A 13,460-nucleotide genomic window follows, 5' to 3' on the forward strand; every position below is an offset into this window, starting at 1 on the left:
CTATTTCAAACGTTGACGTATCCAGAGGTCGAATAGGGGAAGTGCTAACCGATAACCTAGTTCTGACCCATAGATTAATCCTTTATGCTGTAAACCACTCAACGCACCTTGTAAACTGCCCCCGCGACACAGGGAATGTTTATCGATGTAAACGCGACTTTGGGGTTTATCGGTTGGATCAAGGGCTAGACTTTCTAGGAGTTGCACTTGCGTAGGAGGAAGTAACACCAATAAAGTCTCAAAAGTGGTGGCGAGATCTTCTAACAATTCTTGAATTGCCCAATCAATTTCTTGATCCCCAATTAGCCGATTTTTGTACTGTTTCCTTTGTAAACGTCGCATTAACGCCGTTGCATCGCCGATATGACCCCTCACTGCGTCTAAAAAGATTTGTAAGGCATTGGAACGCGCATCAAAGCTTAAGCCCTCTCCTTCTAAAACCTCGCCCGCCCATGCACCAATGACATCATTTGTCAAGGGAGCAAGTGTGATAATTTCTAAATTTTTGCTAATTTCTTCGCTAGGTTGACTGGTTTCGGCGATCGTCGCAATCAAAACATAACTTACTGCGGTGTGACGTTTAATTTCTTCCCTGAGATACCTTTCCCATTCTCCTTGGCGATCCCACGCTCGAATATGGGGAAATCCATGTAAGATTAACACCACAGGACGAGGTACCGAAACGGCGAGATGTTGCAAGAAATCTAGTAAAGCCGTGAAAGAAGACCAAATATCCCCGTTAACTTGATTTTTATTGAATATTTCGCTCACCCCAAGTTCGTGACAGACTCGCGAGATTCCCTCACGAAGTAATTGAACGAAGCGTATTGCATCGATCGCCCGAATGCAATCAATCTCGATGCCGATCACGCCCACAGCATTTACGGCGCGTCGGGCTAGGGTACGTCGTCCACTACCTGGTACTCCCACTAGCAAAATATCCCGATCCCGTGCCAATGCTCCTATCATTTGCTGGAACTGCAATTGTCGCCCAAAAAGGTCTAGGGGAGAAGTTAACTCGCTAAAAGTCATGTTTTTAAGATTACAGTTAATCGTTGGCGATATTACCATCTTTTAGACCTCTTTACTTTTTATTACTATAGAAAAGTGTTGATAATTTAAATTACTATTTTTAATGCTCAACATCTTTCAAAAACTATTTTATAGTGCTAAAAATAAAATAACTCGTTTTTTAGAAGATAAAATTATGATGACACTATCGAAATCTACTTCCCCTAATCGAGATTCCTTTTTTTGGCACGAGCTAGAGATTGAGCGAGTAAGCGAATGGTTAAACGCAGATGTTGAAAGCGGGTTAACGGACGCGCAAGTACAAGAAAGAATTTTAAAATACGGCAGAAACGAGCTAGAAACCGCAAAAGCGAAACCAATCTGGTTAAAATTTCTTTTACAGTTCAATCAGCCTCTACTCTATATCTTGATTGGTGCAGGTGCTACAAAAGCGATTTTAGGGGAATGGGTCAACGCTAGTGTCATCTGGGGCGTTACCACGACGAACGCTTTAATCAGTTTTGTTCAAGAATCTAAAGCTGAGGGGGCGATTTCTGCCTTAGCCAACGCAGTAACAACAGAAGCAACAGTGATCCGCAATGGAGAGAAAAACCGTATTTCTTCAAGCGAGTTAGTGCCTGGGGATATTGTTGTTCTGACTTCTGGGGATAAAGTACCTGCGGATGTAAGATTATTCAAAACCCGCGATCTACAGATCAATGAATCTGCCTTAACTGGGGAATCAGTCGCAGTCATAAAAAACACTAAAATTTGTGTTTCAGATGCTTCAGTCGGCGATCGCACAAATATGGCACACGCGGGCGGATTTGTCACCTTCGGGCAAGGAATAGGAATCGTCGTTGCTACGGGAAATAAAACAGAAATGGGAAAAATATCTCGACTGATCGAGGAAAATCACGGCATTTCTACCCCATTAACTCGAAAATTTGATAAATTCACTCAAAAATGGTTATTAATTGTCCTCGGTTTAGCCACACTTACTTTCGCCGTGGGATTACGTGAGCGTGGAATTAACGATGCCTTAGAAGCAGCTGTAGCCTTAATTGTGGGGGCGATTCCCGAAGGTTTACCCGCAGTCGTAACGATCACCCTCGCCATTGGGGTAAAACGGATGGCTAGAAGAAACGCCATCATACGGAAATTGCCCGCAGTCGAAACATTAGGAAGCGCGACGGTGATTTGCTCAGATAAAACGGGTACCCTGACCCAAAATCAAATGACAGTCCAAGAAATCCACGCAGGAAACAAGGATTATCGAGTCACAGGGAACGGGTACGCTCCAACTGGTCAGATCTTGTCACATAATAACGAAATCTCCCTGCAAGAATGTTTGCTCGCGGGTTTACTCTGCAATGATTCGCTCTTAGAAAACGAGGGAGCGCGTTGGATAGTCATTGGTGATCCCACCGAGGGAGCATTAATTACTTCAGCCATGAAAGCAGGGTTCGTACCATCACGGCTCAATCGAGAAATGCCCCGTCTAGACTCGATCCCCTTTGAGTCCGATTATCAGTACATGGCAACTCTACACGAAACGGCTGAGGGAAAAGTTATCTATATCAAGGGTTCTGTAGAGGCAATTTTACCCCGTTGTGATTCTTATCTAACGGCTACGGGGGGTTATGGACAGATCAACGAATCAAGTCTTCTTGAGCGAGTCAAAGCAATGGCTGATCAAGGATTACGGGTGTTAGCTTTCGCCAAATTACCCGTCAACGATCATCAAACTTTAATCGCTCACGAGGATATCGCAAAAGGGCTAATTTTCCTCGGATTGCAGGGTATGATCGACCCACCACGAGAAAGTGCCATTAAAGCCGTTCACGCTTGCCGAAACGCAGGAATTCAGGTCAAGATGATCACAGGCGATCATATCGATACTGCCAGTGCGATCGCCCGACGCATGGGAATTGAAAAAAATGGCCAAGTGATCGCTTATACGGGTGCTAGTTTAGCGGCGATGGATGCAGTAGAGTTAGCTCATGCAGTAAATGAAGGTTCAGTGTTCGCTCGTGTTGCCCCAGAACAAAAATTAAGGATTGTTGAGGCATTACAATCACGTGGGGAAGTAGTCGCAATGACAGGGGATGGTGTAAATGATGCTCCCGCGTTAAAACAAGCTGATATTGGGATTGCGATGGGGATTACTGGAACAGAAGTCGCCAAAGAAGCGGCAGATATGTTATTAACTGATGACAATTTTGCCTCGATTGAATCGGCAGTTGAAGAAGGGCGATCGGTTTATCAGAATCTTCTCAAGGCGATTAGTTTCATCCTTCCTGTCAACGGCGGGGAATCAATGACTATTTTGATTAGTACATTATTAGTAAGGGATTTACCGATTCTCTCCCTACAGATCCTCTGGATTAATATGTTAAATACCATCACAATGACGACTCCCTTAGCCTTTGAGCCGAAATCAGTGAACGGGATGGATAAACCACCACGCGATCCCAAAGAGGGGCTATTGTCAGGGAATCGGATGAAACGGATTTTAATGATTTCTTTATTTAATTGGTTATTGATTTTCGGAGTTTTTGAATATATTCGTGCCACGACTGGAGATCTAGCGATCGCACGGACGATGACGATTAACGCGCTGATTTCGGGACGAATTTTCTATATGCTCAGTATTAGTCAATTGATTCCGAATTTATTAGGACGTTTACGCGGGGAAATACCAATGGGATCGAGAGTACCAGCGATCGCTTTCGGAATTATTGGGGCGATTCTCCTACAAATTATCTTTGCTCAAGTTCGAGTCATTAATCAATTATTTTACACGGCTCCGTTAACGGGTTCTCAATGGTTATTCTGTTTGTTAGTGGGTACACCGATGATTGTCTGGGCTGCGATCGCTAATCGTGTCGATCCCTTAGACCGTTAGAAGCAGAAAAAGACAAAAAATAATCGCCCATAGGATGAAACCTAGGGCGATCACCTGAAAACCAAATTTTAACTAATCACTGTCGCCTGTTTTTGGGAGAAAAAGGCTTTTAAAACCTGTTCTGAAATTTGGGAACTGGTTAAACCTAAATCAGCATAAGATTGATTAGGTTCAGCGTGATCCACCAACAGATCAGGAATACCAAAGCGTTTGACTGGAACCAAGATATTGTGATCAAGTAGTGTTTCAGCCACAGCCGAACCAAAACCACCCATCACGCAACCTTCTTCGAGGGTCACAACCTTACCGATACGCTCGGCAAGGGGTAGAATCAGATCTGTATCTAATGGTTTGACAAAGCGAGAATTAACTACAGTAGCTTCTACACCGTGTTCTTTTAGAATTTCAGCCACTTGTAAGGCGGTATGAACCATTGTTCCATAACCGAGTAATAGCACATCATCCCCATTACGAAGAAGTTCTGCTTTACCGATGGGCAGGGGTTCCCAACCTTCTTCCATCAACGGTACACCAAATCCATTACCACGAGGATAACGCATAGCGATCGGGCCATCAGTATAATCGATTCCCGTCACTAGCATTCGTTGTAATTCCGCTTCGTCTTTGGGTGCCATCACAACCATATTCGGGATACACCGCAGATAAGCGATATCATACATCCCTTGGTGAGTTGGCCCGTCTGAACCGACAATTCCTGCTCGATCAAGACAAAAGAAAACAGGTAGATTTTGGATGCAGACATCGTGAATCACTTGGTCATAGGCGCGTTGTAGGAAAGTCGAATAAATCGCTACTACGGGCCGAATACCTTCACAAGCCATACCCGCCGCTAGAGTGACTGCGTGTTGTTCCGCAATGCCGACATCGATATACTGTTTGGGTAATTTGGCTTGTAACTTATCTAAACCTGTTCCCGTAGCCATTGCCGCCGTAATCCCAATAATTTTCGGGTTATTTTCCGCCAGTTTCGTCAGAGTATGACCAAAAACTTTAGCATAACCGGGTGGTTTGGGTTTACTAGAGGGAATGGGTTTACCAGTCGCCAGATTGAAAGGGGTTTGAGCATGATAACCGACTTGATCTTTTTCGGCGAGTTCATAGCCTTTGCCTTTCACGGTTGAGACATGAACAAAAACTGGGCCAGTTACTTTATGAGCGTGTTTAAAAGTATCAATTAATTCTTGTAAATTATGACCATCAATTGGCCCAAAGTATTTGAACCCTAACTCTTCAATAACAGCACCCACTTTCGGAACGGCTAAACGTTTCATTCCTTCTTTTAAGCGTTCCATTTCTGGGGTAAAAGAATCACCAAAGAATGGTAGATGTTTAAACTGTTCTTCTAAGTTACCCGAAATAAATTGAATCGGTTCGCTCAGACGGAGTTTATTGAGATAACGAGAAATAGCCCCAACATTGGGAGAAATGGACATCTCATTATCATTTAACACGACCATGACATTGGTGTTGGGCAGGTGTCCCGCATGGTTAATCGCTTCTAGAGCCATGCCACCCGTTAAGGCACCATCTCCAATAATCGCGACGACTTTGTAATCTTCTCCATTGGTATCTCTAGCTAAAGCCATTCCTAAAGCCGCAGAAATGCTCGTAGAGGCGTGTCCCGCGCCAAAATGGTCAAATTTGCTCTCACATCGCTTGAGATAGCCTGCAATCCCGTCTTTTTGCCGTAGAGTCGAGAAATTATTATAGCGGCCAGTCAACATTTTATGCGGGTAAGCTTGATGCCCGACATCCCAGATGACCTTATCACGATCTAAATCTAACGTTTGGTAGAGAGCAATTGTTAATTCAACTACTCCTAAACCTGGGCCGAGATGTCCTCCCGTAGCTGCGATGGTTTGTAAATGTTTTTCCCGAATTTGACGTGCAACATCTTCGAGTTGACGCATTGACAAACCATGCAATTGGTTGGGATGAGTAAGTTCACTTAGGTGCATATGTATTATGTAACAAGATTAAATCCCTAGATCATAATTTATCGGATTTGTTGCCTTTAATTAGGATTGTGGAATGTCTTGTTACATTTTATCCTATGCTGACCAGCGATCGCGCCATTTAACGATTCCTTCACTAGCGAGTAACCAACGACGACCGACATTATTTTCTCTGACTGGACTATCGCCATCACGCCAAATGGCATATTTATAAACGATGGGTTTGCCAGCACTTTCCTCGAAGGGAATTTCACCAAACCAGGTATTAGAATTTATATACTCTAGGGGATAGGCACGAGAAATATCCCAGTTACCGAGTTCAGGACAATTGCCAGTTACAACGATCGTATCTCCAAGTTGAGTATTTACGCCATTGAGTTGTACGCGAACCACTGTTTTTGCTTGAACTCGTACGCCAACGGAACTAATCACGATAATTTGTAAGACATCGAGATGAAGATCATAAAGATTACCATCTTTGACTTCATATTTATTGCTCGACATGACATCAGTATGCTCACCATCGGGTAAATCTGTTTCAACTACATCTAAGGTCATCGCTTCACCTCGGTTCATCGCTACAAACAAGACAGAATCCCGATAACGGCGTGTATAACAATAAACATCTGGCGTTACATATTTTTGCCATTGGCTACCCATCGATACTGCGGGATTTAAACGGCGTAAACCCGATAATAAACGGATATCCCGATAAATAGGAGTATCCATATCCCATTTATCCATCATCGGACGGTTGTAGGGATCATTATTACCGTAGGGGTTGCTATCTGCATTGGTATCGTTGTGGAGATATTGTTCTGTACCGTAGAAAAAGCAAGGAATGCCCCGCGAAGTCATCAACAAACCGACAGCTAACCGCAAAACATTGGGGTCAGAATTGAGGGATTGAAAACGGTGCATATCATGGTTATCAATAAAGGTGATTAACTCAGTTGCACTATCATAAAGATGATCTAAATCCAAAATATCTTGTACTAAATGAAAGCCATTTTCATCCCAGGTGCCTAATGCTTGACGAATCGCCATGCAGAAACCAAAGTTTAAAAGTGACATTCCCGAATGGTTCGCATAATCTAGAGCAGTATTATCATGGGGACTGCTATAAATCCATTCACCAAAGACAAAAACATCTGGTCTATGAGTTTGAATATCAGCAATAAATTCTTGCCAGAACCAAATCGGCATATGCTTAACGGTATCAATTCTAAGAGCATCCACACCTCGATCTAACCATTGTTTGATCGCCGATTTGATATATTCTCGATAGTCTGAATTGTTTTCATTAAAAGTTGCTAAACCGCATAATTCGCAATTTTGGACTTGCCATTCATCTTCCCAGTTTTGAACTTCGCCATAATGGTGATACCAGTTATTTTTGTCGTCATTAAAATCAGCAATTTTCACACCATCATCATAAAGCTCACCTTTGACACCATTTGCATCAGGATTACTATGATTGCAAACAATATCTAAAACTAGCTTCATTTTGCGTTTATGAAGTTCTTCAATCAAGCGATCAAAAGTGGTATTTCTAGTCTCTTGTGTTTCGTTAAGTGAATTATTTTCACCTTTTCCTAAATAACGAGCGTTGAGGCGTTTAAAATCTTTAATCCAATAACCATGAATGGCTGCTTTATCACCGTATCCTAATGTTTCGATCTGCTCAAATAAAGGTGTTAGCCAAAGCGCAGTTACTCCTAATTTTTTGAGATAATCTAATTTATCAATAATGCCTTGTAAATCACCACCCCAGTAACGATCCCAATTCTCTTGTGTTAGATCATATAATTCGGGATTTGGCCCAACATTATTATCAGGATCACCATCATGGAAACGATCAATAACAATGAAATAAATTGTTTCTTGACGGAAGTCAATTTCTCTGGTAAATAAAAATTCTAACTCTGATTCATCAACTGTTGTAAACTCACGTTCTGTTCGATCAGTTGGGATATCCGATGCTAAAGGAATGTCTGATAAAACGGTATCTTCTGAGCTTTGTACGTCTGATGCTAAAGGTGTTAAATTAGTTTGAGGGGTTAATGATTTCTCTGGCATTGTTATAAAAAATTTCTACTTATGGTGTTAGTAGAAATTGTATCAAACTCACTTTCTATAGACTTATATCTTTAGAAATCCTAGAGTACACTAAAGAAATATGTCTAAAGATAGTTGTCTTATTTCCTTTCTGTCTAAAAAATTATCAAAATTAAACTATTCTCTGGTTTGAATCTTTTGCACTAATTGATAAAAGGGTTCCCAGTTATTTTCATTTGTTATTGGTTCCCAAACAGATTCAATGACAGGACGAAGTAAAGCGGTTTTGGGGTTGTAGTGTTGCAGACGATATCGAATTTGCTCCATCTCCTCTATTGGTAATTGTAGTAGAATCTGATGATATAGTTGTTTCCAGGTTGTCCAATCAGCTAATGGTAATTCGAGATTTTCTAGGATTAAACTACTTTCATCGCGCCAACCATGATTAAAGTTTTCACTGAGACTCGCAAAAAAGTCATGATAGCCAAGTTGGGTTTCTTGCAGTAATTCAAGAGTTTTGTCGACAAATTCTCTCGTTTCTGGGAAATGAGCTTGATGAAAGCCTAATTTATTCATCATCAGTTGTATATAATAGCGCTCGTAATGTTCCTCAAATTTAGCTAAACCTGCATCTAGGTCTAAATAACTAATTACCATTGAAAGAGGAACTTGTAACATCTCTAGGTTTAAGCGACAAATATAAGGTTGATTTCCATAGCTATAACGTCCCCCATAATCAAAATAAGCGGCGATAAAATTCGGGTTATAGGTGGGAATAAATCCATAGGGGCCATAATCAAAACTTTCGCCCGTAATCGACATATTATCAGTATTTAAAACCCCATGACAAAAACCCGCAGCCATCCATTGCGCGGTTAAGAGGGCTATTCTTTCGACTAAAGCCGCATAAAACTCAGCGTAACGATTTTCTGAATTCTGAATTTCAGGATAGTAATATTCAATAACATGATCGAGTAATTTTTTAATTAAATCAGGTCGTTTGAGGTAACGAAGGCGTTCAAATGTACCAAAACGGATATGAGATTGGCTAAAGCGAACCATTACAGAAGAACGAGTGGGAGAGGGTTCATCACCTCGCCATAACGCTTCACCTGTTTCAATAAGACTTAGACAGCGTGAGGTATTGACTCCTAAATAGTGTAATGCTTCTGCGCCTAAAACTTCTCTAACGCCACCTTTGAGGGTAAGTCTTCCATCTGCGGTTCTAGAATAGGGTGTACGTCCTGAACCCTTTGTGCCAAAATCATATAATCTTCCATCAGTTCCTCTGACTTGTCCGTACAGAAACCCTCTACCGTCTCCTAAATAGGGATTGTATTCACCAAACTGATAACCGTGATAGCGTAGGGCAAGACATTTATTTTGAGGAAAATGTCCAAATGCTTCAATAAAATGTTCATCCTCTACCGACTGGTGAGATAATCCCAAAAGAGGAAGAATACGATCGTTTCTAAAGCGTAGAATATATTCGGGAAACTCAGCCGCACTGACTTGATCGTAATAATCATCTCCTAAATCTTCTATCGCGCGAACATATTCGAGATTGAAAAACGGATTCAGGAAACGGTCAGCCATGATAATCTCAGTAATATTGAGCTAACTTTTATTTTATTGATAATTGAACGATTATGGTAGATTCAATCATGTATCAAGAGGACTATTTTGTAGTCTTAGAAACCGAACAAGCTGAACAATTTTTTACCCCTGAAGAATTATTAGACAAGTTAAAGGAGGTTATTCAATCTCAGAAGTTAGATTTACCAACCGATTTAAAAAAGTTCTCTACCCTTGAACAACAAGCAAAATATCTTAGAGATAATTATTGTGAGTTAAAGGGAGATAACGGACAATATTTACAATGGTATGTCGTTCGTTTGGAAAAATAAAATTTTTATGTTGTTTTGACTTTAATTAAAGCAAGAGTGACTTGATTTTCTACGGGTTGGGTTAATTCGGCGCGAATATCAGGGCCAAAAAATCTTTCAATTTTATCGTGTTTTTTCTGCCAATCTTCGAGGGGAACGCAGGGAGAATCGAAGTTGAGAATTAGGGTATAATTTCCATCAACGGCGGTTTCTTGAATCGTTTGGAGTTCAGGTAATTCTTCATCTGATGGACTAATTCCAAGCTTTTCTAATGCTTCATCAAGATGGGCATATTGTCCATAACGATAGCGAGTCACATCATCACGGATTTTATTTTGGGTGACGGTTGCTTGTTGTTCCCGTAAAGCCAGAATTTCGCTTGAAGTCGGTTGAGTGAAGGGAATGGGTTTAATTTCCGATGCTTTGAGGGCTAAACCTCCGAGAAGTAAAGGTAGTCCATAGAAAAATCCAGCTAAATTGAGGGTAGCATTTCCCTGAGCATATGCGACAAAACCAACTAGGGTCAAAATTAAACCCAAAACTAAACCAAGAATCGATAAACGGATTTTTCTTAAAATGAACATTGCTTTTGATGATGTTTCCTTGCTGTCAGACTAGAATTATACTACCTTATTTGCTCTCTTTCTAGTTCTAAGATAGGATGAGAAAAGATTAAGGCAGCTTCAGAGGAGTATTGATCATGGATAAGCAAAGTATTCAAGAAAAAATGACTACAATTTTGAGCAAACGCGATTTTTTAGTTCAGCTTCTTGAAAAACCAGATTTAGGCACACTCCGTATTGATGTTAATCAAGCTTTAGAGGAATTAGAGGAGTTAGTAGAGGAATATAGAATGACATTTCCAGGAGACAAAGTATCATAATTTTTGAGTTACTTTAAATCGGCTGGTGTCATAATTTCGTAGCGTTCAAACGGTTGATGAATCCAAGGACTATCAGATAAATATTCCACATAATAATCGGGTTTAATGACTGATGTTCCTTTATACCAAATCACGGCCGTTCGGACTTCTTGAACTTGCTCTGGAAATTGATTCTTTAACCAATTAATTGTTTCTTGTAAAGTAATTCCAGAGTCAGCTAAATCATCGGCTAATAAGATACGATTTCCCATCTTTTCAGTTGTCATAGAAAGATATTTAGAAAAGGTTAGTTCACCACGAGTTTTATTGTCGTCGCCCGTGTAAGAAGATGTAGATAAAATTGCTAAGGGTTTACGAAACAAACGACAAAGAATATCACCAACTCTTAAACCCCCTTTGGCAATACAAACAATTTGATCGAATTCCCAATCGGATTGATGTAATAAAACGGCTAACTTTTCAATACTTTGATGATATTCATCCCATGACACATATAAATCCGACATATTGATAATAATTAATAAGATTTTGTTAGTAAGCTAATTTTTAGTATAATCTAAATTTAATCCTTTTAAACTATAACTTTTTAAAAGATTTTATAAGCTTATGACTTCATTAAAAAATGCTCAGATTGAAAAACTACAATTGACCACTAAATTAGCTTATGGAACGGGTGATCTTGGCCCAGCGATTACGGCGAATATTTTAGTATTTTATTTGCTATTTTTCCTGACTGATGTTGCAGGTTTACCCGCAGGATTAGCGGGCTTAGTTTTAATGATTGGTAAAATAGCTGATGCAATAAATGATCCGTTTATTGGCGTATTAAGTGATCGTACACAATCAAAATGGGGTCGTCGTCTTCCTTGGATGTTATTAGGGGCTATTCCCTTTGGTTTAATTTATTATTTACAGTGGATAATTCCTCATTTTAGTGATGATAGAAACCTAAATAACTGGGGTTTATTTTTTTATTACGTCCTCATTGGAATTGTCTTTAATTTTGCTTATACAATGATTAATCTACCCTATCAAGCTTTAACACCCGAATTAACTTTAGATTATCAAGAAAGAACCAGTTTAAATAGTTTTCGTTTTGCTTTTTCGATTGGCGGAAGTATTTTATCATTAATTTTATATATTTTTGTTTCTAATACTTATCTCAATCAGCCTCTAAAACAATTTTTAATATTAGGTGTATTCTGTTCGATTCTTTCTATTATTGCTACGATAGGTTGTAGTCTAAATCTACAAGAAAGAGGCGCAAAACCTTTACTTGGAATTAGAACTAAAAAACGAGTTGGCTATATTTCTTTAATCTTCGCAGTTTTGCTTTATGCTTATGGAGTTTTTAAAATTCCTTTAACTGGAAAGTTTGATGCTTACTCAATGTTTTATCTTCTATTAGGTGCATTGATGGGATTATTTGCATATACCTTTCTGCAAGGAAAAATCGAAACGCATTTATGTGATGCTCAAGCAATAGAAGAAAGACAGCAAGCTATTGATACGCCTGCTATTCCTTTTCGAGAACAATTAAAAATCGTTTTTGCTAATAAACCTTTTTTATATGTAATTGGGATTTATCTTTTTTCTTGGTTAGCAGTTCAATTAACAGCGTCAATTCTGGTTTATTTTGTCGTTAGTTGGATGAGATTACCAGAAAATCAATCGGGAACTGTCGCTTTAGCAGTTCAAGGTACAGCACTAATTATGTTATTCTTTTGGCAATGGGTAAGCCAAAAATTAGATAAAAAAATTGTCTATTTTTTAGGTTCAATCATTTGGCTAATTGCTCAAATTGGACTTTTTACATTACAGCCAGGACAAGTCACATTAATGTATATTTTAGCGATTACTGCTGGAATTGGGGTCGCTGTTGCTTATCTCATTCCTTGGTCAATGATTCCAGATGTTATAGAATTAGATGAATTACAAACAGGGCAACGTCGAGAAGGAATTTTTTATGCCTTCATGGTCTTATTACAAAAGTTTGGTTTAGCCTTGGGTTTATTTATTGTTGGAATAGCCTTAGAAGCAGCAGGATTTATTGCCAGAATTCCCGATAAACCCATTCCTGTACAACCTGAAAGTGCTTTATTTGCTATAAGAATGGCAGTAGCCCCATTACCAGCAGTATTTCTAATCTGTGGTATGATTTTAGCTTATTTTTATCCAATTACTCGTGAAGTTCATGCAGACATTTTAAATCAATTGCAAGAAAGAAGACAGCAAAAAGAGTAATTGTCAAAAGTGACAGATCATTGTAAGATTATTTCGGTTAAATTAAATAATATCAATCGAATTGTATGCCAGATATTGTAGATGTTGCCGTCGGTTCAGATAGTTTTAAAACTCTCGTTGCTGCTGTTGTCGCTGCTAATTTAGTCGATACCTTAAAAAGTCCTGGCCCTTTTACCGTTTTTGCCCCCACTGACGACGCATTCGCAAAACTTCCCCCAGGAACAATTCATACTTTATTACAGAATATTCCTCAGTTAACCCGTATCTTAACTTTTCATGTTGCTTCGGGGAAATACATGAAAGCAGATTTAGAAAAAATGGGAGTTGTCACATCAATAGAAGGTTCACCTATTCCAATTGATTGTTCAGATGGTTTTGAAGTTAAAAATGCGACTGTTTTACAAGGTGATATTGAAGTTGATAACGGAGTAATTCATGTCATTGATACAGTTATTTTGATGGGATAGGCATTGTGCGATTCGTTTAGTCGAAAT

11 protein-coding genes are annotated in these 13,460 nt (G+C 39.5%); 5 read left to right on the forward strand and 6 right to left on the reverse strand.

Going from position 1 to position 13,460, the window contains the following annotated elements; all coding sequences use genetic code 11:
- Positions 1-1,071 carry an ATP-binding protein gene (locus tag CFPU101_RS19700; protein WP_242578118.1) on the reverse strand — a complete coding sequence of 357 codons (1,071 nt, stop codon included), beginning with the start codon at positions 1,069-1,071 and terminating at the stop codon, positions 1-3.
- A 136-nt stretch (positions 1,072-1,207) separates the two neighbouring features.
- Between CFPU101_RS19700 and CFPU101_RS19705 the strand changes: the two genes are divergently transcribed.
- On the forward strand, positions 1,208-3,919 hold the full coding sequence (locus CFPU101_RS19705; protein WP_206817032.1) for an HAD-IC family P-type ATPase: 2,712 nt from the start codon (positions 1,208-1,210) through the stop codon (positions 3,917-3,919).
- A gap of 68 nt (positions 3,920-3,987) precedes the next feature.
- Here the strand turns inward: CFPU101_RS19705 and dxs are convergent, their stop codons facing one another.
- The 3 genes from dxs to CFPU101_RS19720 all read right to left on the reverse strand — a co-directional run bounded on the left by dxs (position 3,988) and on the right by CFPU101_RS19720 (position 9,549).
- Positions 3,988-5,898, reverse strand: a complete 1,911-nt coding sequence (gene dxs / locus CFPU101_RS19710; RefSeq protein ID WP_206817033.1) for a 1-deoxy-D-xylulose-5-phosphate synthase — start codon at positions 5,896-5,898, stop codon at positions 3,988-3,990.
- 93 nt (positions 5,899-5,991) lie between these two features.
- Complete coding sequence (locus CFPU101_RS19715; RefSeq protein ID WP_206817034.1) at positions 5,992-7,974, reverse strand: alpha-amylase family glycosyl hydrolase; 1,983 nt, start codon at positions 7,972-7,974, stop codon at positions 5,992-5,994.
- A 156-nt stretch (positions 7,975-8,130) separates the two neighbouring features.
- The gene (locus tag CFPU101_RS19720) at positions 8,131-9,549 is read right to left on the reverse strand and encodes a YdiU family protein (protein WP_206817035.1); all 1,419 of its coding nucleotides are present in this window, start codon (positions 9,547-9,549) and stop codon (positions 8,131-8,133) included.
- A 53-nt stretch (positions 9,550-9,602) separates the two neighbouring features.
- On the opposite strand from CFPU101_RS19720, the gene CFPU101_RS19725 reads away from it, so the two are divergent.
- Positions 9,603-9,860 carry a chlororespiratory reduction protein 7 gene (locus CFPU101_RS19725; RefSeq protein WP_206817036.1) on the forward strand — a complete coding sequence of 86 codons (258 nt, stop codon included), beginning with the start codon at positions 9,603-9,605 and terminating at the stop codon, positions 9,858-9,860.
- 5 nt (positions 9,861-9,865) lie between these two features.
- Here CFPU101_RS19725 and CFPU101_RS19730 read toward each other — a convergent pair whose 3' ends face one another.
- Positions 9,866-10,417 carry a DUF2854 domain-containing protein gene (locus CFPU101_RS19730; protein WP_206817042.1) on the reverse strand — a complete coding sequence of 184 codons (552 nt, stop codon included), beginning with the start codon at positions 10,415-10,417 and terminating at the stop codon, positions 9,866-9,868.
- Positions 10,418-10,539: 122 nt separating this feature from the next.
- Here CFPU101_RS19730 and CFPU101_RS19735 point away from each other — a divergent pair, with 122 nt between their 5' ends.
- Positions 10,540-10,722 (forward strand): hypothetical protein, encoded by a 183-nt coding sequence (locus CFPU101_RS19735; RefSeq protein ID WP_206817037.1) that lies wholly within the window; start codon positions 10,540-10,542, stop codon positions 10,720-10,722.
- Between the two features lie 8 nt (positions 10,723-10,730).
- On the opposite strand, the gene CFPU101_RS19740 is transcribed toward CFPU101_RS19735, so the two are convergent.
- Positions 10,731-11,228, reverse strand: a complete 498-nt coding sequence (locus CFPU101_RS19740) for a phosphoribosyltransferase (protein ID WP_206817038.1) — start codon at positions 11,226-11,228, stop codon at positions 10,731-10,733.
- Positions 11,229-11,328: 100 nt separating this feature from the next.
- Here CFPU101_RS19740 and CFPU101_RS19745 point away from each other — a divergent pair, with 100 nt between their 5' ends.
- A complete protein-coding gene (locus CFPU101_RS19745) occupies positions 11,329-12,966 on the forward strand; it encodes an MFS transporter (protein WP_206817039.1) in 1,638 nt (545 codons plus the stop codon).
- Positions 12,967-13,031: 65 nt separating this feature from the next.
- Complete coding sequence (locus CFPU101_RS19750) at positions 13,032-13,433, forward strand: fasciclin domain-containing protein (RefSeq protein WP_106455233.1); 402 nt, start codon at positions 13,032-13,034, stop codon at positions 13,431-13,433.
- Positions 13,434-13,460 lie beyond the last annotated feature (27 nt).

Source organism: Chroococcus sp. FPU101, assembly GCF_017312365.1.
In the GTDB taxonomy this organism is placed as follows: Bacteria; Cyanobacteriota; Cyanobacteriia; order Cyanobacteriales; family Microcystaceae; genus Chroococcus.

Bases quoted from the DNA above. Each gene is read 5' to 3' on its own strand.
- CFPU101_RS19700 (WP_242578118.1), bottom strand. From the start codon at position 1,071: ATGGTAATATCGCCAACGATTAACTGTAATCTTAAAAACATGACTTTT.
- CFPU101_RS19705 (WP_206817032.1), top strand. From the start codon at position 1,208: ATGATGACACTATCGAAATCTACTTCCCCTAATCGAGATTCCTTTTTT.
- dxs (WP_206817033.1), bottom strand. From the start codon at position 5,898: ATGCACCTAAGTGAACTTACTCATCCCAACCAATTGCATGGTTTGTCA.
- CFPU101_RS19715 (WP_206817034.1), bottom strand. From the start codon at position 7,974: ATGCCAGAGAAATCATTAACCCCTCAAACTAATTTAACACCTTTAGCA.
- CFPU101_RS19720 (WP_206817035.1), bottom strand. From the start codon at position 9,549: ATGGCTGACCGTTTCCTGAATCCGTTTTTCAATCTCGAATATGTTCGC.
- CFPU101_RS19725 (WP_206817036.1), top strand. From the start codon at position 9,603: ATGGTAGATTCAATCATGTATCAAGAGGACTATTTTGTAGTCTTAGAA.
- CFPU101_RS19735 (WP_206817037.1), top strand. From the start codon at position 10,540: ATGGATAAGCAAAGTATTCAAGAAAAAATGACTACAATTTTGAGCAAA.
- CFPU101_RS19740 (WP_206817038.1), bottom strand. From the start codon at position 11,228: ATGTCGGATTTATATGTGTCATGGGATGAATATCATCAAAGTATTGAA.
- CFPU101_RS19745 (WP_206817039.1), top strand. From the start codon at position 11,329: ATGACTTCATTAAAAAATGCTCAGATTGAAAAACTACAATTGACCACT.
- CFPU101_RS19750 (WP_106455233.1), top strand. From the start codon at position 13,032: ATGCCAGATATTGTAGATGTTGCCGTCGGTTCAGATAGTTTTAAAACT.